At 61.1% G+C, this 19,345-nt stretch carries 15 protein-coding genes and 1 pseudogene; 10 read left to right on the top strand and 6 right to left on the bottom strand.

The window, feature by feature from the left end; genetic code table 11:
* Positions 1-64 precede the first annotated feature (64 nt).
* Complete coding sequence (gene recX, locus ACYVOC_RS15670) at positions 65-520, bottom strand: recombination regulator RecX (RefSeq protein ID WP_461162403.1); 456 nt, start codon at positions 518-520, stop codon at positions 65-67.
* 249 nt (positions 521-769) lie between these two features.
* On the bottom strand, positions 770-1,912 hold the full coding sequence (gene recA / locus ACYVOC_RS15665; protein WP_116005275.1) for a recombinase RecA: 1,143 nt from the start codon (positions 1,910-1,912) through the stop codon (positions 770-772).
* Between the two features lie 142 nt (positions 1,913-2,054).
* On the opposite strand from recA, the gene ACYVOC_RS15660 reads away from it, so the two are divergent.
* The 3 genes from ACYVOC_RS15660 (at position 2,055) to ACYVOC_RS15650 (ending at position 4,980) form a co-directional block, all read left to right on the top strand.
* Positions 2,055-2,552 (top strand): MarR family winged helix-turn-helix transcriptional regulator, encoded by a 498-nt coding sequence (locus ACYVOC_RS15660; RefSeq protein WP_461162402.1) that lies wholly within the window; start codon positions 2,055-2,057, stop codon positions 2,550-2,552.
* A gap of 56 nt (positions 2,553-2,608) precedes the next feature.
* Positions 2,609-3,283: a response regulator gene (locus ACYVOC_RS15655; protein WP_116005277.1), complete on the top strand. Its 675-nt coding sequence runs from the start codon at positions 2,609-2,611 to the stop codon at positions 3,281-3,283.
* A 242-nt stretch (positions 3,284-3,525) separates the two neighbouring features.
* Positions 3,526-4,980 carry a sensor histidine kinase N-terminal domain-containing protein gene (locus ACYVOC_RS15650; protein WP_461162401.1) on the top strand — a complete coding sequence of 485 codons (1,455 nt, stop codon included), beginning with the start codon at positions 3,526-3,528 and terminating at the stop codon, positions 4,978-4,980.
* 22 nt (positions 4,981-5,002) lie between these two features.
* Here the strand turns inward: ACYVOC_RS15650 and ACYVOC_RS15645 are convergent, their stop codons facing one another.
* The 3 genes from ACYVOC_RS15645 to ACYVOC_RS15635 are packed head-to-tail and all read right to left on the bottom strand — an operon-like array spanning position 5,003 to position 7,116.
* Complete coding sequence (locus ACYVOC_RS15645; RefSeq protein WP_461162400.1) at positions 5,003-5,713, bottom strand: SPOR domain-containing protein; 711 nt, start codon at positions 5,711-5,713, stop codon at positions 5,003-5,005.
* Between the two features lie 18 nt (positions 5,714-5,731).
* Positions 5,732-6,580 (bottom strand): biotin--[acetyl-CoA-carboxylase] ligase, encoded by an 849-nt coding sequence (locus ACYVOC_RS15640; RefSeq protein WP_461162399.1) that lies wholly within the window; start codon positions 6,578-6,580, stop codon positions 5,732-5,734.
* A complete protein-coding gene (locus ACYVOC_RS15635) occupies positions 6,577-7,116 on the bottom strand; it encodes an SET domain-containing protein (protein ID WP_461162398.1) in 540 nt (179 codons plus the stop codon). The genes ACYVOC_RS15640 and ACYVOC_RS15635 overlap by 4 nt, the downstream gene beginning before the upstream one ends.
* A gap of 121 nt (positions 7,117-7,237) precedes the next feature.
* Here ACYVOC_RS15635 and ACYVOC_RS15630 point away from each other — a divergent pair, with 121 nt between their 5' ends.
* From ACYVOC_RS15630 to ACYVOC_RS15615, 4 genes are all read left to right on the top strand, one after another.
* Positions 7,238-10,186: a DNA topoisomerase III gene (locus ACYVOC_RS15630; protein WP_461162397.1), complete on the top strand. Its 2,949-nt coding sequence runs from the start codon at positions 7,238-7,240 to the stop codon at positions 10,184-10,186.
* 10 nt (positions 10,187-10,196) lie between these two features.
* Complete coding sequence (locus ACYVOC_RS15625; protein WP_461162396.1) at positions 10,197-10,538, top strand: DUF4124 domain-containing protein; 342 nt, start codon at positions 10,197-10,199, stop codon at positions 10,536-10,538.
* Between the two features lie 122 nt (positions 10,539-10,660).
* Positions 10,661-11,434, top strand: coding sequence for a tyrosine-protein phosphatase (locus ACYVOC_RS15620; RefSeq protein WP_461162395.1), 774 nt, complete (start codon positions 10,661-10,663; stop codon positions 11,432-11,434).
* Between the two features lie 84 nt (positions 11,435-11,518).
* Complete coding sequence (locus tag ACYVOC_RS15615; RefSeq protein ID WP_461162394.1) at positions 11,519-11,926, top strand: VOC family protein; 408 nt, start codon at positions 11,519-11,521, stop codon at positions 11,924-11,926.
* A gap of 150 nt (positions 11,927-12,076) precedes the next feature.
* On the opposite strand, the pseudogene ACYVOC_RS15610 reads toward ACYVOC_RS15615, so the two are convergent.
* Positions 12,077-12,604: pseudogene (locus tag ACYVOC_RS15610) on the bottom strand (MFS transporter); the annotation flags it as partial.
* A gap of 1,408 nt (positions 12,605-14,012) precedes the next feature.
* On the opposite strand from ACYVOC_RS15610, the gene ACYVOC_RS15605 reads away from it, so the two are divergent.
* The 3 genes from ACYVOC_RS15605 to ACYVOC_RS15595 are packed head-to-tail and all read left to right on the top strand — an operon-like array spanning position 14,013 to position 18,961.
* On the top strand, positions 14,013-16,103 hold the full coding sequence (locus tag ACYVOC_RS15605; RefSeq protein ID WP_133243638.1) for a site-specific integrase: 2,091 nt from the start codon (positions 14,013-14,015) through the stop codon (positions 16,101-16,103).
* A gap of 52 nt (positions 16,104-16,155) precedes the next feature.
* On the top strand, positions 16,156-18,414 hold the full coding sequence (locus ACYVOC_RS15600) for a site-specific integrase (protein ID WP_461162393.1): 2,259 nt from the start codon (positions 16,156-16,158) through the stop codon (positions 18,412-18,414).
* A 4-nt stretch (positions 18,415-18,418) separates the two neighbouring features.
* Positions 18,419-18,961: a hypothetical protein gene (locus tag ACYVOC_RS15595; RefSeq protein WP_116005289.1), complete on the top strand. Its 543-nt coding sequence runs from the start codon at positions 18,419-18,421 to the stop codon at positions 18,959-18,961.
* The last annotated feature ends 384 nt before the right edge of the window (positions 18,962-19,345 follow it).

Raw genomic sequence — 19,345 nt, 5'->3', positions numbered from 1 at the left:
TAGCTGCTTGCGCTTAACAGGCAAGCGTTAGAGGCCTAAAACACTCTATTTTTTAAGCGTGGCTTTAGGCGTCTTCGTCCGGTGCGCCCTGCACCGCCCGGCGCACCACGGCGGCCGAGAACCCGCGTCCCAGCAAAAACCGCATTTGCCGCGCGCGGCCTGCGGCATCGGGGGCTGACTGGCCAAACTTGCGCTGCCAGACGGCCTGCGCACGCGCGAATTCGGTGCCCTGCAACTGCTCCAGCGCCTGCGCCACGGTGTCTGCATCCAGCCCCTTGGATTGCAGCTCCTGCCGGATGCGTTGGTCGCCCAGGCGCCCCGCGCGCCGATGCACCAGCGATGCAGCCACCCGCTCCGCGCTGATGAAACCCTTGGCCTGCAGGTCGTCGAGCACGCGCTCGATCTCACCGGGCTCCTGCGCGTGCGGTGCCAACTTGCGCAGCAGTTCCGCCCGGGAATGCTCGCGCGCCGCCAAATAGCGCAGCGCGCGGCCTTTCAGGGAGATCGGCGGTGCAGCCATGCAACCTAGAAACGGCCGTTGGATGCGCCCGCCGGTGCCGTGATCTGGGAGCCAGGCAAGACGAGACGACGCGGCGGGCTCCTGCCCGCAAGGAGGAACAACGCCGCATGGCGCCCTGAGCGCGGTGCTGGCGAGTGCATAGCGCTTTCACCCATCAGGTGAACACCATCGAAGCCATCAACGGTCGATTTCATGCGGCTTAGCAAGAGAGACAAAGCGGTCAACTGCCGTTTCTAGGTTCAAGGCAACTCAGTCGGCCTTGGCTTCGGCCTTGCGGGCACGGCCTGCGGGGGCAGGCACCACACCGTCGGTGGCGTCAGAGGCTTCTGCGGCCGCAGAGGGCGCAGCGACCGGCAAGGCGGCAGGCAGCAGTGCGATGCCCAGGCTCTCGCGCACCTTGTTCTCGATCTCATGGGCCAACGCCCGGTTTTCGCGCAGGAACTCGCGTGCATTGTCGCGGCCCTGGCCGATTTTTTCACCGTTGTAGGCATACCAGGCGCCGGATTTTTCCACGATGCGCGCCGTCACCCCCATGTCGATGATTTCACCCTCGCGCGAAATGCCTTCACCAAACAGGATGTCGAACTCGGCGGTTTTGAATGGTGGCGAGACCTTGTTCTTCACCACCTTGACGCGGGTTTCGTTGCCAATGGCTTCCTCGCCCTTCTTGATGGTGCCGGTGCGGCGGATGTCCAGGCGCACCGAAGCGTAGAACTTGAGCGCGTTGCCGCCAGTGGTGGTTTCAGGGCTACCGAACATGACGCCGATCTTCATGCGGATCTGGTTGATGAAGATGACCATGCAGTTGGTCTTCTTGATGGTCGAGGTGAGCTTGCGCAGCGCCTGGCTCATCAGGCGCGCCTGCAGGCCGGGCAGGCTGTCGCCCATATCGCCCTCGATTTCGGCCTTGGGCGTGAGCGCCGCCACCGAGTCAATGACGATCAGATCGACCGCACCCGAACGCACCAGGCTGTCCACGATTTCAAGCGCCTGCTCGCCGGTGTCGGGCTGCGAAATGAGCAGGTCTTGCAGGTTGACGCCCAGCTTTTGTGCGTACTGGATGTCGAGCGCATGCTCGGCATCGACGAACGCGCACTGGCCGCCCTGTTTTTGCATTTCGGCGATGACTTGCAACGTCAGCGTGGTCTTGCCCGAGGACTCAGGCCCATAAATTTCGACGACGCGGCCGCGCGGCAGACCGCCCACACCCAACGCCACATCGAGGCCCAGCGAGCCGGTGGACACCACCTGGATGTCCTCGATCACCTCGCCTTCGCCCAGGCGCATGATGGTGCCTTTGCCAAACTGCTTCTCGATCTGGGCCAGCGCGGCGGCCAGGGCTTTGGCTTTTTCGCCATCGGGGGGCATGCTGCGGCTGATGGGTGCGTTCATGGAAATCTCCTTGGAGGTCAACAGGTTAGAAGAGACCGCTCACCGTTTCAACAACAAATGAACTGGATGCTTGAACAGTAGTCTACCAAGCCATCGGTAGAAATCATCAGATTATTTGGTCAGTTTGCCTTACCATATAACAATGCCTCTGCAAGCCACCTCCCCCGCCCACGACCACTGGCGCCAGACACACCTGGGCCGCTTGATGGGGGACGCGCTGCGCCGCTTCGATGCGCGGGTGCTGCAGCTGATGGCGCGCAATGTGGAGGTACCACTGGCCCTGTCCAACCTGGCCGCGCGCGACCAGGTGAGCGCGGCCCACGTGCACATCACGCGGCACCTGTCGCTGCACGGCGACCGGCTGGTCGACCTGGCCGAGCGCGCAGGCATGTCCAAGCAGTCCATGGGCGCACTGGTGGACCAGTGCGAAGCCTGGGGACTGGTGCGCCGCGCAGCCGACCCGCACGATGCACGTGCACGCCGTGTGCACTTCACTGCCACAGGGCTGGCATGGCTGGAGGCTTTTCGCAGCGCACTGGCCCAGGCCGAAGCGGAGCTGCGCGCCGAGGTGGGCACTGAAGTGGCTGCGGTGGTGTCCATTGGGCTGGAAACCTACGCCAGCGGCAGCAATCCTCTTTGAACCGCACACAGCACTCGGCAGGCTCCTAAAATCAGACGCATTACAAGGAGACAAGCATGCGCATCCTCATTGCCGAAGACGACCAGGTGCTGGCCGATGGCCTTTTGCGCACACTGCGCAGTTCGGGCGCCGTGGTGGACCATGTGGCCAGCGGCAGCGAGGCCGATGCGGCTCTCCTGACCAACAACGAATTCGACCTGCTCATCCTGGACCTGGGCCTGCCGCGCATGCACGGGCTGGAAGTGCTCAAGCGCTTGCGCAGCCGAGGCTCGGCCTTGCCGGTGCTGATTCTCACGGCGTCTGACAGCGTGGAAGAGCGCGTTCAGGGGCTGGACCTGGGCGCCGACGACTACATGGCAAAGCCTTTCTCACTGCAGGAACTGGAAGCGCGGGTGCGCGCATTGGCGCGGCGGGGCATGGGTGGTGCCACTTCGACCATCAAGCACGGCCCGCTGGTGTACGACCAATCGGGCCGCGTGGCCACCATTGACGGCAAGATGGTGGAGCTGTCAGCCCGCGAGCTGGGCTTGCTCGAAGTGCTGCTGCAGCGCGCCGGGCGCCTGGTCAGCAAGGACCAGTTGGTCGAGCGCTTGTGCGAATGGGGCGAAGAAGTGAGCAACAACGCCATCGAGGTGTACATCCACCGCCTGCGCAAGAAGATCGAGAAGGGCCCAATCCGCATCGCCACGGTGCGTGGCCTGGGTTACTGCCTGGAAAAAATTCCCGGCTAGGGCAGGGAACTCCCCCCTGTGTCGCTGCGCTCCTTCCCCCCTCTCTCGCCTCGCTGCGCGCTGCGGGAGGGGAGACGCCGCCAGCGCGGCGGGGCGGCCCTTGCGCGGCGGCCGCTGGCCTGGGCCGTGCCAGTTTCTTGCGGCACCGATGGAGCGGCATCGTTTGCTCCTAATTTAATAGCTTTTAGCGCTTTCCCACATTGCGTTAAAGCCACTTTTTATTCAAAAACAGGACCACGATCTTGAAGATCTTCCAGCGCGAGCAGCGCTCCCTGTTCGGCGAAATCCTGGACTGGATGCTCACCCCGCTGCTGCTGCTGTGGCCGGTGAGCCTGGCGCTGACCTGGCTGGTAGCGCAGGGCATTGCCAACAAGCCTTTCGACCGCGCGCTGGAATACAACGCCCATGCGTTGGCACAGCTGGTGTCGGTGCACAAGGGCAAGCCCCAGTTCAACCTGCCCCAGCCCGCGAGCGAAATCCTGCGCGCCGACGACTCTGACACGGTGTACTACCAGGTCACCGGGCCGCACAACGAACTGCTTTCGGGCGAACGCGAACTGCCGCTGCCGACCGAGGACGAAGCCCCCACCATCGGAGAGGTGCGCCTGCGCGACGCCGAGCTGCGCGGACTGGAAATCCGCATGGCCTATATCTGGGTGCGCCTGCCACTCGAAGGCGCCCCGCTGGCCCTGGTGCAGGTGGCCGAAACACGCGAAAAGCGCAGTGTGCTGGCCACCGAAATTATCAAGGGCGTGATGGTGCCCCAATTCGTCATCCTGCCGCTGGCCGTGCTGCTGGTCTGGCTGGCGCTGGCGCGCGGCATCAAGCCGCTGCACCAGCTGGAAGAACGCATCCGGGCGCGCAGCCCCGACGACCTTTCCCCGCTGGACCATAAAACCGTGCCGCTAGAGGTCGCACCGCTGGTCTCGTCCGTGAACGACCTGCTGACGCGCCTGAACGATTCGCTGGCCACGCAAAAGCGCTTTCTGGCCGACGCCGCGCACCAGCTCAAGACCCCGCTGGCGGGCTTGCGCATGCAGGCCGACCTGGCGCAGCGCGAAGGCACCAGCACAGAGGAACTCAAACGGTCGCTGCTGCAGATCGGGCGCTCGAGCATCCGCGCCACGCACACCGTCAACCAGTTGCTGGCGTTGGCGCGGGCCGAAAGCAGCGGCGCGCAGATCGCCTTCACACCCTGCGACCTGGCGCGCCTGACCATGGACGTGGTGCGCGACTCGGTGCCGCGTGCGCTGGACAAGGGCACCGACCTGGGCTACGACGGCGCCCAGCCCGGCGCGCCGGGCGTGTGGGTGCAGGGCAACCCCACGCTGCTCAAGGAGCTGGTGCGCAACCTGGTGGACAACGCCATCAACTACACCCCGTCGAGCAGCGAAAAACCCGGCATCATCACCGCGCGCGTGCTGGCCGACACCTTTGGCCGCGTGCTGCTGCTGCAGGTCGAAGACTCGGGGCCTGGCGTGCCCGAATCCGAGCGCGAACTGGTCTTTCAGCCCTTTTACCGTGCACTGGGCACCGATGCCGATGGCTCGGGCCTGGGCCTGCCCATCGTGCTGGAGATCGCACGCCAGCACAGCGCCGAAATCATGCTGGAAGAGGCCCACCCCGGCCAGCAGCCCCCGGGCCTTCGGTTCACGCTGCGGTTTCCGGCACTCGATATGCCCCCAAACCAGGGCTAACAGCCCCAAAACGACCGCCCGCTCAGGAGCAGGGCCGCAGCGCCTTGCCGGCCATGGGCGTGCGCAGCGCTTCGACACGGGCGCGCAGGGCGCTGTCGGCGGCGGGCAGGCGCAGCGTGTAGCCGGGGGCATCGTTGCGCTCCTGCACCACGCGGGCGGTGCGCACGCCCTTGGCGGTCAGGTTGCTCAGGCCGCGCTGCGCTGCCTCTTCGGTCGAAAAGCGCCCGAGCGACAGGCCGGGCTCCAGCGCTGCGCTGCCCGGGCGGTCGTAGGGAATGTTCATTTCGCGCAGCTCGGCGCGCTTTTTGGCCAGCGCATCGGCATCCGCAAAGCGGCCCATGTAGACCATCCAGCGGCCAGCGATGGTGGTGCGTTCCAGCGTCCACGAGCCCTGGGGCAGGCTGGCGGCGGCGCGGCGCAAGGCGGCGGCCTGCTCTTCGTCGAACACCCCCGCCTGCAGGCATTCGCCTGCAGGGGCTGCGGCCACAGGCGCTTCGACGGGGGCTGGCGCCGGTGCGGATGTAGGCTCCTGCGCCGCAGCAGCGGGAGCAACCGCCGGAGCCGATGTCTTGCTGCCCACCACGCGCAGCGCCTCGGGGCGAATCTGCTCTGCGAGGCGCTGCGGCTCAGACTGCGATACCGGGGCCAGCCCCCATTCCAGTAGCAGGCCCTGCGACCAGGCGTAGTACGCCGCGTTGGCCAGCAGCAGGACGAGCACAAAAAAACGCAGCATGGGTGGTGTGTGAAATGGTCAGGGCATGCTGGCGGCCACGGGCCGCACGCTGATGTCGGAACTGGTCACGGGCAGCATGCCGCCCGCAGTATGCACGAGCAAGGCACCATCGTCGCCCACGCCGTGCGCGGTGCCGCTGGTGCCGTCACTCAGCTGCACGCTGCGCCCCTGCAACACATCGCGCAGCGCAAAGCGCGGCTGCATGGGCGCAAAACCATAGGTGGCGAACAACTGCAGCATGCCCACCAGGGGTGGCGCAATGCGCAGCAAGGCGGTGGGGGCATCGAGCCGGGCATCCATCTCCTGCAGGCAGCCTGGCGGCAGCGACATGCCTTGGCCATGCTGCGGGCGCACGTTCAGGCCCACGCCCACCACCACGTAGCGGCCGGGCGCGGTGTGCGCCGGGGCGGCGGCCTGCGGGACCACAAAGCTGGCCGTCTCCACCAAAATACCGCCCAGCTTGCGGTCGCCCTGCGCACCGCCCAGCCACAGGTCGTTGGGCCATTTCAGGCCAATGCGCGGCAGGGCACTGCCGGGCAGCGGCAGCGCGGGCTGCAGGCTTTCGGCCACGCTCACGCCCACGGCGAGCGAAAGGCCCGACCAATCGACCGGCGCCAGCGGCAGGCCCAGCGAAAAAGTGAGTGAATCACCCCGCACGCTCTGCCAGTCGCGGCCCAGGCGCCCGCGCCCGGCGGTTTGCTGCTCGGCCACCAGCAGCACGGGGTCGGTATGGCCCGCGCGCGCGCGGCGCATCAGTTCTGTGTTGGTCGAATCCAGTGCCGGGAGCACCTCGGCGGTAAATCCAGGCAGTTGGGGCACCACCGCCTCCCAGATCGCCTCCAGCGGCCAGCGCAGCGGGGCGGTCATGCCTTGGCCCTCCGCGGGGTGCGGGGCGGCGTTGCCTTGGCACGCGGCTCGGGGGCAACCCAGCCGCGCTTGGGCGCCAGCAGGGTGCCCCGGCAGGACGCCGCGCCACACCAGCAAGGGTATTCGGCCTTGAGCTTGGGGGTATAGCGCTCGTCGATGATGAGACCGTAGTCGTAGTTGATCTCTTCCCCTGCTGCAATGTTGCGCAGCGCGGTGATGAAAATGCGGCCATCCACCTCGTCGGCAAAGCAGTTGGGGTCGCAGCTGTGGTTGATCCAGCGCGAAGAATTGCCGCCGAAGTTGGCATCGATCACACGGTCTTCATCCACATGGAAATAGAAGGTGTGGTTAGGCTGCAACGGGTCGTGCGGATGGCGGTCCTGCGCCTCCTGCCAGCTGACGATTTCGCCGGTGTACTCGATCAGCACCTCGCCCTCGGCGATGGGTTGCACCGCGAACACGCCCTTGCCGTGTACGCCGGAGCGGCGAATCTGGATGCGGCGGCCAACGGCGGCGGCGGTTGCAGTGCGGGGCATGGCAAAACTCTGTTAACTTGATAGTGCACACATGCGCGTGCGCGTGTACGCGTGTGTGAAGCAAGGATTGTAGAAGCGCCCGGGGCCCGGCCCCGTGGCAGCCTGTATGGCGAGACCCAACATGACCAAAACACTGGTAATTGCAGAAAAACCTTCGGTCGCACAAGACATCGTGCGCGCCCTCACCCCGGTGGCGGGCAAATTCGACAAGCACGACGAACATTTCGAAAACGACCGCTATGTCGTCACCAGCGCCGTCGGCCACCTGGTGGAGATCCAGGCGCCCGAGGAATTCGACGTGAAACGCGGCAAGTGGAGCTTTGCCCACCTGCCGGTGATTCCGCCGCATTTCGATCTCAAACCTGTCGATAAAACCAAGACGCGCTTGAACGCCGTCGTCAAACAGGCCAAGCGCAAGGATGTGACGGAGATCATCAACGCCTGCGACGCGGGCCGCGAGGGTGAGCTGATCTTTCGCCTGATCGAGCAGTACGCCGGTGGCAACAAGGCGGGCAAACCCGTGCCACTGGGCAAACCCATCAAGCGCCTGTGGCTGCAAAGCATGACGCCGCAGGCCATCCGTGACGGGTTCGACCAGTTGCGCAGCGAACAGCAAATGCAGGGCCTGCACGACGCCGCCCGCAGCCGATCTGAAGCCGACTGGCTGGTCGGCATCAACGGCACGCGCGCCATGACGGCGTTCAACTCGCAAGGCGGCGGCTTCTTCCTGACCACCGTGGGCCGGGTGCAGACGCCCACGTTGTCGCTGGTGGTCGAGCGCGAGGAAAAAATCCGCAAGTTCATCAGCCGCGACTACTGGGAAATCCACGCCGAGTTCACCGCCCAGGCCGGCCGCTACCCCGGCAAGTGGTTCAACCCGCAGTGGAAGAAGAACCCCGACGACGCAGAGATGCGCGCCGACCGCGTATGGTCTGCACGCGAAGCCGAGGACATCGCCAACGCCGCACGCAACCAGCCGGCCACCGTCACCGAAGAAAGCAAGCCCACCACCCAGGCCAGCGGACTGCTGTTCGACCTGACCAGCCTGCAGCGCGAGGCCAACGGCAAGTTCGGCTTCTCGGCCAAGACGACGCTGGCGCTGGCCCAGTCGCTGTACGAGCGCCACAAGGCGCTGACCTACCCGCGTACCGACGCGCGCGCCCTGCCCGAGGACTATGTGCCGGTGGCCCGCGAGACCTTTGAAATGCTGGCCCACAGCGGCATGGCGCACCTGGCGCCGCATGCGCGCACGGCGCTCGATGGCAACTACATCCGGCCGACCAAGCGCATCTTTGACAACAGCAAGGTCAGCGATCACTTCGCCATCATCCCCACACTGCAAGCCCCCAGCGGCCTGTCCGAAGCCGAACAAAAACTCTACGACCTGGTGGTGCGCCGCTTCATGGCGGTGTTTTTCCCCAGCGCCGAATACCAGGTCACGACACGCATCAGCCGCATCGATGCAGCGGGCGCACAGCACCACTTCAAGACCGAGGGCAAGGTGCTGGTCAAGCCCGGCTGGCTGGCCATTTACGGCAAAGAAGCCGCGGGCGAGGTGGAAGGCGGCAAAGACGGTGACAAGGGCCAGAACCTGGTGGCCGTGCAGCCGGGCGAAAGGCCCCTGGCCGCGCCGGTGGACGCCAAGGGCCTCAAGACCAAGCCCCCCGCCCGCTACTCCGAAGCCACGCTGCTGGGCGCCATGGAAAGCGCGGGCAAGCAGATCGACGATGAAGAGCTGCGCAGCGCCATGCAAGAGAAAGGCCTGGGCACGCCCGCCACGCGCGCGGCCACCATCGAAGGCCTGCTGACCGAAAAATACATGCTGCGCGAAGGCCGTGAAATCATCCCCACGGCCAAGGCGTTCCAGCTCATGACGCTGCTGCGCGGGCTGGGGGTGGAAGAACTCTCGCGTGCCGACCTGACCGGCGAATGGGAGTTCAAGCTCTCGCAAATGGAAAAAGGCCTGCTCAGTCGCGAGGCCTTCATGTCCGGCATTGCCAGCATGACCGAGCGCATGGTGAAAAAGGCCAAGGAATACGACCGCGACACCATCCCCGGCGACTACGCCACGCTCGAATCACCCTGCCCCAACTGCGGCGGTGTCGTCAAAGAAAACTACCGCCGCTTTGCCTGCGTGGGCAAGGCAGGCAGCGAAGGCTGCGGCTTCAGCTTTGGCAAATCGCCCGCAGGCCGCACGTTTGAAACCGCCGAGGCCAACGCATTGCTGCGCGACAAGAAGATCGGCCCGCTGGAGGGCTTTCGCTCCAAGGCGGGCTGGCCGTTCACGTCCGAGATCGTCATCAAATACGACGACGAGGCACACAACTACAAGCTCGAATTCGATTTTGGCGACGACAAAAAAGGCGAGGAATCGGGCGAGCTGGTGGCGTTTGAAGACGCTGCCCTCGGCCCTTGCCCCCTCTGCGGCTCCGACGTGCACGAACACGGCAGCAACTATGTGTGCAGCAAGGCCGTGCCCACCGCCGCGCAGCCCACACCGAGTTGCACTTTCAAGAGCGGCAAGATCATCCTGCAGCAGCCCGTGGAACGCGAGCAGATGCACAAGCTGCTGGCCACCGGCAAGACCGACCTGCTCGACAAGTTTGTCAGCATGCGCACCCGCCGCGCCTTCAAGGCCCACCTGGCGTGGGACAAAGAGGCGGGCAAGGTCAATTTTGAATTTGCCCCCAGCAAGTTCCCGCCACGCCCGGGTGCTGCCGCTAAAACGATAGCTGCCAAGGCAGGCAAGACAAGCGCCGCAGCCAAAAAGACTGCAAAACCTGCTGCTGCCAAAAAAGCCCCCGCCAGCAAAACAGCGGCCGCCAAGGCACCGCGCAAACCCGCCGCTGGCAAAACGCCCAGTGCCGCCCTGGCCGCTGTGATTGGTACCGACCCCGTAGCCCGCCCCGAAGCCGTCAAGAAGATGTGGGAATACATCAAGGCCCACAACCTGCAAGACCCCAAGGACAAGCGCACCATCGTTGCCGACGACAGGCTGCGCGCCGTGTTTGGCAAAGACAGCGCGGGCATGTTCGAGCTGGCGGGCATTCTGGGCAATCACCTGGGCTAACCGGTAGCCTATGCGCAGCCGCAGAGAGCGCACCATCCTTACCGCCCTGGCAGCAGCCCTGGTGGCCGCTGCGGCTGCCGCTTGGTGGACGGCCGACCAGTGGTGGCCGCAGGCCGGGCCCTGGACTGAACAGGCCTGGAAGAAAATCACCCGCCCCGGAGCCGATACCCTGCCGCCCACAATGAAACGCCCCACACAGGCCCACCCGGCCCAGCCCGGTGCCTCAGAGCCCGCACGCCCGCAGTCGCGCAAATGCCTGAAAGACGGCCGCACCACCTACACCGACCTGCCCTGCCCCAAGGGCAGCCAGGAGTTGCCGGTGGATGGCGCAGTCACCACGCTGCCGCATTGACTTGCGGGTACCCAGGGCATACACCAGGCCCCCGATACCCGCGTGACACGGACCGTCACCCGCATGGGCTAAGCTGGGTCATCGCGCATTCGCACTCTTCGCACCGTACCCACCCACTGGCCATGCAACAGCAGCACCCCCCTACGCCTTCCACTAACCCCACCCGCTCTCTGCCCTTGGCCGGTGCCAGCAACTTCCGTGACCTGGGCGGCTACCAGGGCCTGGGGGGCCAAACGCTGCGCTGGCGGCGCCTGTTCCGCTCAGACCACCTGGCGGACCTGACCCCGGACGACCAGGCCAGGCTGCAGGCGCTGGGCATTACGCGCGCGATTGACTTCCGGGGCGCCAGCGAACGCGCTGCCCAGGCCTATGCGCTGCCCGGCGTGGCCTACCACCCGCTCACCATTGAACCCACCGTCATCCACCGTGCACTGGCCCTGCAACAGCAAGGCCACGCCCTGACCGCGCAAGACGCCGTGGGCCTGATGCAGGAGACCTACCGGGGCTTTGTGCACGACAACGCACCGCGCTTTGCTGAAATGTTTCGCCTGCTGCTCGACAACGACAGCCCCATCGTCTTCCACTGCACGGCGGGCAAAGACCGCACCGGTTTTGCGGCTGCGCTCATCCTGCTGGCGCTGGGCGTGCCGCGCGCCACCGTCATGGAGGACTACCTGCTCACCAACGGCCTCTACCGCCGCCCCGAAGGCCTGGGCAGCCTGGCCCCCTCAGAGGTACTGGCCGTGCTGTGGCGCGTGCAGGAAGATTTTCTCAATGCTGCGCTACACCGCGTGGATGCTGACTTTGGCGGCATCGATACCTACCTGGTGGATGTGCTGGGGCTGGACGATGCGGCCCGCAAGGAACTGGCGCAGCGCTATCTGCAAGCGTTGTAAGCACTGGTTGCGCACCCCCGGCGGTGCGCGACAGCCGCTACGAAAAGTTGTATACCTGCACCTCCATACCGCAGGAGATACCCCATGCAAGTGCAGCCCTACCTGTTCTTTGACGGCCGCTGCGAAGAGGCGCTGGACTTTTACTGCAAGGCCCTGGGCGGCCAGGTCACCGCCCTGATGCGCTACCAGGACAACCCCGAGCCACCACCGCCCGGCAACACCATGGCGGGGGACAAAATCATGCACGCCAACCTGCAGATCGGCGCGGCGCAGATCATGGCCTCAGACGGGCAGCGCTCGGGCGAAGGCCTGTTCAAAGGCTTCGCGCTCTCGATCACCGCCGCCACCGACACTGAAGCCCAGCGCCTGTTCGACGCCCTGGCCGACGGCGGCCAAATCCAGATGCCCTTCGGCCCCACGTTTTTTGCCACCGCGTTTGGCATGGTGGCCGACCGCTTTGGCGTGGGCTGGATGGTGATCGTGCCCCGCTAGCCCCCTCTATCGAGGCAGTTTACCTCAGCATAATTGCTATTATTTTAATAGCTATTGGCGCTTTACACATAAGCGTTACAGCCCATTTTTACTCGAATTTTCTCTCAGCGCTGGCGCGCCCGTTGTTAGCAGGTGCGTCGCGCGCTGCGCTCACCCCGCACTGGGTTGCACCCGGCCCACCACGCCACGCTGGTGGCGTATGCGCCAATACAGCCAGCCCATGATCGACAGATTCAGCAGATTCCACCCCATGCCGTTGATGAATGCCGCCTGGTAGCTGCCCGTCACGTCAAAAATCCAGCCCGACATCCAGCCCCCCAGCGCCATGCCGATCAGCGTGGCCATGATCACCGCGCCCACCCGGGCGCCCGCCTCCTGCAGCGCGAAATACTCGCGGATGATGATGGCGTACGCCGGCACGATGCCGCCCTGGAACAGCCCGAACATGGCCGAGATGACGTACAGCGGCACCAGCCCGTCAAACGGCAGAAACAGCATCAGCCCCACGCCCTGCAACGCCGAGCCCAGCAGCAGCGTGCGCACGCCGCCAATGCGGTCGCAGATCACGCCCGACACCAGGCGGCTGACAATGCCGCACGCCAGCATCAGCGACAACATTTCGGCCCCGCGCGCCGCACCAAAACCCAGGTCGGTGCAATAGGCCACGATGTGCACCTTTATAGTACAAAACGCCGATCGGTATTCCTAACAACCCTGCAACCCTACAACTTCGGTCATCTATGGGAAAGTACAACTTCAAACTAGTAAAACCAAGGTCTGTGGAATTGACACGGGCAGGGTATGGCCGGGTTGCGCACCTTCCGTTCATCCTCGACGCACGTCCTGGCATCCACCGCGATGGCTCCGAGTACTTGGTCGATCTCGGTTTGGGAATGTGGAATCGAGCCCACCCGGGTACACAAGGAAGCCGCCCCGCAGCTACGAGCATTCGGTCTTACGGGTGGTGGCTTTGCAACTTCTTGGAGTGGTGTGAAGAAAAAACAATCGACCCCGCCAGAGCCGACTATGTTGCACACGTCCTTGACGGATTTCAGTCTGATTTAGTCTCCGGGAAGTGGGGCAAGGATGGCAGGCCATTGAGCGACAAGACGGTCAACAGCTATGTCGACACTGCTACGGACTATCTCCAGTGGATGACTTGGAAGGGCAAGCGTTCGCATTTCGCAGTCCCGTATGTCACGCGCACCGCCTACCCAGGCAGGTCTCATAGCGCAGGAAATTCTCGGCCACGGACCTACGATGTACGACAAGGACGTCGTAGAGAGTCGCCCGGGGAACTGCAGATGCCGACTGATCACCAAGTAGACATCTGGCTCGAGTCTGTCTATACGTTACGAGGCCAAACTCTAGGGCTCATGTGTGAAACGGTCCTGATGTCGGCGGCTCGGCGGCAAGAGGTTGCGTGTTGGCGTAACGATACCCTGCCGCTGGACCCTCAAAAATGGGTCATCGTCAACCCGACAGCAGATCTTAAGCACCAGCTAGTGTCTGTACGCCTACGTTACGGTACTAAGGGGAAAGACAGTGGGATAGACGAGGTTCACAGCGACAAGATTGGACCCGAGCGGCAGATCAAGATCCCCCTTCACTTCGCTGAAAAGTTGCACGCGTACCGCACAAAAATACGGCCCCGACTCCTTAAAAAGTGGGTTGGCGGGGCGCGCGGCCCGGAGGCTCAGCGAGAGAGATTGAACAGGTCTGTACACCTGTTTCTGAATCCCGAGGGCATTCGTCAATCTGCCTCAAGCTTCTACTCCGCCTGGAAGTCTGGAGCGCTCCCGTATCCGGCATGGTCTCCTCACCTCGGGAGGCATTGGTGGGCCTGCTCCACGCTTGTCAAGGAAATTCGGGATGGTAGGGAGCACCGAGAGCCCAATTACACAGGACCGGGAACATTGACTGCGATTTTGATGAAGGGCGTTATAGAGCTGAAAATTGTTCCGCAGCTTGGGCACATCAGTAGCACCACCACGAGCCTGTACGTTCGTTGGGTCTGCAACCAGCTCGATGAAGCTCTACCCGAACGGTATCAATCAACGATGGTTGATTGGTCTGAGGATCATTAATGACGCTCAGAAAGATCTCGAAAGACCATCTTCCACGGCAAGGCGCGGATCCGGAACCAATCTATTCACCAGACCTTCTGCGACGCACTGACAGCCCTCTAAGATTCTGGACACAACACGCTAGAAAGGCGTGCCTCGTTGACCTGTCAGACCTCGAATTAGGGCAGGACAAGCCGAAAAAACCAGGACTTGAGGACCGCTGGCTTGGTGGCTATAGCGGCCGGCCTACTTTGATCCATGAACTGCTGCCAGCAATTAAAGAGAAACTGATGTTTGCCACAGAAAAAACGTGTCGGGGTCGAGTGGCGGACTTAAAAATGTGGTGGCGTCTTTTCGACGAGATGGAAGCGCTGTCTCCACAATCTGGAATCGCCGTCACGCCTGTTCGCAGTGTCAAGGATTTGACGCACCTCCACCAGCAACTCGCAGTGCAACGCTTTTCACCTGGCATATTTTCATCCTTCAGGTCTGTTGCAGACATGACCCGACGGGCTCAAGGGATGCGGCCCCTTCCATGGATCGGACCTGAGTTCCTGCAGTCATCTCGAGAAATACCTACTCAAGCACAGTCGCGCGACCTGTTTACTCAAATAAAGCGCTTTTGGTTCGGAGCAATTGATCGCTGGGCCATGGTGGATGACATGCTTGCTAAGAAGCGGGCACCTGTCAACGAGGAGCAGGTTGATTGGCTTCGCAACGCAGAGTACTTGCTTCCTTTTCTTGAAATGGATGCTTTTCCGACTGCCAGTGCCATCAGGAAATTTTGGAGTAGAGAAACAGGAAAAGCAGAGAAGACACTTTCGCGCCATGGGCTATCGACAGACACGATGTTTGCCACACTTTTTCCCACAGCCTTTGAGATCCGTATGGGTTTCCACTTAGCGCTAATTGGTGGCGGGTGGAACGTGCAAACGCTACTGGACTTACGTGTCAAAGCATCTGCTCCCACCTCCGAAAGTATGCCTTTTTTGCGAGATCACCCGCAGGATTCCAATCGCTACATCATGACTGGCTTTAAAGAGCGAGGCTCGTCGGACCACTTTTTGCACGGTGATTGGAAGGCAGATCGGTCCCCAGGGAAAATAGTTCGCACAATAGTTGAACGAACTTGGCCATTACGGCAGGAACTTGTTCGTCTCCTCCGTATTGCAAAAATAAAACTTAATCAGTTACTGGTGGCGAACGCCGATCTCGTATCGCTTACAGAAGCCCGGCTGACGGTCATGGAACTGCAGCGGAAATCTGAAAGCGTTTGGCTCTATCGCACCAGAAACGGTATTCACGCACTAGACGATAAAAACTACGATAAATATGAACGAAACACGCCAGTTCTGCGAATTGTCGTTACGAGCGTCAATGAGAACCGCGCTGCACGCGAGAACCTGATCCCAGCAGTAAACGCCAGCGACTTCAGAAGCATTTTTGCCGAATATGCGTATCGAATTTCGGGCGGATCAGTATTGGCCGTTCAGAAGGCGCTAGGACATCGCTCGCCCTCCATGACGGCGAAATACTTGGAAAGCAACATCATTAAAGAGCAACACGCACGCATCTTCGTCACGTATACAAACGAAATGTGGGCGATGGTTGTTTCTTCCGGACGGCTTGATCACACTGCTCTGCGGCAAGTTGTGGAAACCGGGGGTATTACCTCGGACCAAAAAATGAGACTGGCCGAGTACCGCAAGCTCAAGAAGAGCAGGCTGGGAATAGGTTGCAAAGATCCGCGCCAACCTCCGAGCCGGCTTGACCCTCAATTTGTCGTTAACGGGCAGTCACTTTGCACCGTACATCGCTGCACCCTATGCACTGAAAATGCAGTGATAGCGCCGGAGGCGTTAAGAGGGCTTGCAATGCGGCTCGCCGAATTGCAGCACCTTCAAAGCCGAATACCCGCAGAGCATTTCCATCGCGGTGGAGAAGTTTCTTTGCACACCGAACTTAGGAATACCGAGGCGGCGCTGTTCGGTTTTGAAGGTGATTTGGTTAAGGCGACGTTCGACGCTTGGACACTCAGCATTGAAAAGGGCCTGCACCGGGTGCCTGAATTCAATGGCGTGGGTTCTACAACAAAGCCTGAAAATGGCTAGGGGACACGTCATTCAACGGGAGGTCAGAGCCGCGTTTGAAGCCTCACCGGACGTGGTTCTGGCCAAATATGCCGCCGAGGATGTACAACGGATGGGGCAGTTGGAGCTTCAGCACGTGAAGTACTTGCTCGGGCATGGCGACGACTGGACGACATGGATGACTCCACGAGAGTGGTTCCCAGTCGGATCCCGATCGCATTGGAATGTTCGAATCGAAGAAAGAGTTTTGGCCAATTTACGGGTTCATCTTAAGCAGCCTGTATCGCGAGGAAGTGACGTAGAGCCGGTAATACAAGGCTTAGTTGATAGCGCGGTTTTAAATTGCAATCGCTACCTCGTCTTGTGTCGTATCGCCCCTGTTAGCTTACGTAACGGTCGTGATAGCTTAGACCCGTCGGTGCTCGCTATGATGGCCCACCAGAGCGTTGCGTTCATTGCGGCGATCGCGGTCGCCAATGCAATGGTTGCTTTAGATGAAGTAGATACAGGGTTTGGAGAGGGAAAAAATCCAAGCCTACCCCTCGTTCGCTTCGCCTCGGTGTCCAGAGAGAATGTAGATGCTCTACCGCTCTCTAACTCGGTGAAGTTGAACATTAAAAACGAACTCAAGCGGATGCATGCGGCATCTGATAGAGGTTTGTGGACCGATGCTCCGCTGTGGGGTGTGGACCCAAAAATACTCACCCGTGTGTCAGGTGACTTCGATACCCCTACGTCGGCGGCGCATTGCGAACCGCATTTACCACTGCCTGATGCCTATGTTGAGGAAATTGGGACGAAGTCCCACTGGATCATTGAGAATCTGGGCCCAAACATCCTGCGTGTTTTGTCGAATTTTCAGAACCTTTGGCAGGAGGCCCATGAATCGAAAGATGATATTCGTACAGTTAGCGACCGATGCGCTGCAATCCTAAAAAACGAAGTGTGGATCGATGCGACTGGTCAAGTCATTGAAAAGTTGCCGTTTCCCCTGAAGCTAAGCCAGAGGGGGAGCCATAGCAAGAAGACTTCAAACGACGAGACCGCAATTAGTCGCGGCGAAATAGACGCCGACGTTTCGGGCCCTGAACATAGCACTCGAACGGAAGCATGGCCTCCACGCCGCGCGGCTCAATTATTCGGCTTGGCTAAGGTCTTACAAGGAGCACATCTGTTCGTTGCCGGCTTGTCGACTGGGAGCCGCAACGGTGAAATTCTGACAATAGAGCGAGGCGCTATCCGCAACGCGCCCGATGGCACTGCATTCGTGAATGGACGCACATATAAACTTGTGCGCCGCCACAACGGCGAATGGCGCGACTGGCCCATACCGGATCTTGCAGTGCGTGCATTCGTACAGCAAGCGAAGCTAATAGCTCTTATGGAACGGTTGTCTCCGATCAATCCCGCCAAACCGATGTGGAGCCCTGCTGAGACAACCTACCGAAGTAATCTGTGGTTTGGATCCGGAAACCGCGGCAGGCCAGCGACATCAACGATTTTGGCTGAGTTGTTAAGACATTACTCGCGGTCGTTGGGACTAGAACAGCAACCTGGTGGACAGGCAATTCGACTACATCGGTTGAGAAAAACTCTGGCCAGACTTGTGGCCCTCGCCATCGTCCAAGCCCCTAAGCTGCTTCAGGATGTTTTTGGGCATAAGAATATTGAGATGACCCTCTACTACATCCTGACAGATAAGGCACTTTCCGCAGAGATTGACGAGATCGTCCGCGAACTGCGCATCATCCGCTGTTCGGACGACTTGACGAAATTTGTCACTGAAGGCGAGACCCAGTCATCCCTAGGAGATTTGATCTCGTTTGAGGGCCCCAATCCACCCACCGCCCACCGACTCCATAGCGATGGTTTTGGAGGACCTGCGGCTGCCAGTATTCGTCGTGCTGTAGCGGAACAAAGGCAAACGGCTCACCGACGCTCTGAAGATTGGGGAGCGGAGAGCATTCGCGACTTGGCAGAAATTCTGACACTAGGCGGAACAACCTGGAACCTGGTCCGCCCCGGCGTTATGTGCACGAAGTCCTTGAACCAGTTTGGTCCTTGCAATAGAAAGCGGGGACATCCCGATCCATCGAGCTGCCAAACCTCGTGTGATCACCGCCTCGAGCAGGCCTGGCTGCGTGAGGAGGTAGATGATTGCATTTCGCAGGCCTTAGAGCATTGGGAATTCGAGATCGCAAGTCAGCAAGAATTAGTCGCTGAGTTCTGGGCTGGACAAGTTCGCATGCATCTCGGTCGCTTTCCAGACCTGGAGAAGAAGTGGCGACTAGATCCACGGGTTGAACTGTTGGTCGGCTCTGCAGGGCAGTGAGAACATGAATAGTAAAGCGCCTTCAAAGTTCTCGGACGCCGCTAGGCAGCAAATCCGTGCCAGTGCAGTTGCGCGTGGAGAGCAACGTTATGACGAGGTTGTGAAGAAAGTCACTAACGCCATAAGAACAATCGAACAAGAAATCCAAGCGCACAACGGTCTCTATCCTGCAAATGGTGGCGCTTTGACCCTCAGTGAACTCGTGCGTCGCTCAGGCGTCGGGCCGAAAACGCTTTTTGGTGCCAACTATAAACACAGCTTCAAGAAGAACATTGTTGATCCCTGGTTGTTGAGTGCAAAAGGTGGAGATGCGGGATCTCGGCCCGATGCAAAGAGAAGTGCAGCTGATCGTGTCTCCCAGTGGCGCGAGCTTTATAACGATCTGCTCACAACCTATCGCCTCGGTGAACTAGACTGGCATGACGCACGCCGTTTGCTCGCAGAAGCCGAGGAGAAGGTCCAGCAACTGATCAAAGACAATAAGGAGCTACGCCGAGAACTGAATAAGCTCAGCAAGGGAAATGTCGCGGTGCTGCCGAGTAGATGAAACCGTCAAAAACCATACGTTATCGTCGGTCCATCTCCCTAAAAAGACCAACAAATATCCCCCAGCGCTGCAAATTTCGGAGTGAAAACGGGAATGACTCAGGAGCCTTGAGTGCAGGGAGCACTCAACCCACTTCGCAGCGCCACTTGTGAACGACGTTAGCTTGATACCGTGCGACAGGGCAAGTCGGCATCAAGCCCCCATCGCTTGGCGCACTCAAGGCCGAGTGTTTCCCACTTGCGGCACCCATCACTGTCGATCTGCTCGAAGCGGGCGGGCAGATTACGTCAATTACTACAACCACGAGCGCATCAAGGGGTCCCCTCGTTTTCAGTGCAATAACTGGCGGTACGCAAACCCAGCACTGGCGCGGGGGTGGTGTTG

Source organism: Simplicispira piscis, from assembly GCF_054783455.1.
This window is presented reverse-complemented; position numbering and strand designations above follow the sequence as displayed.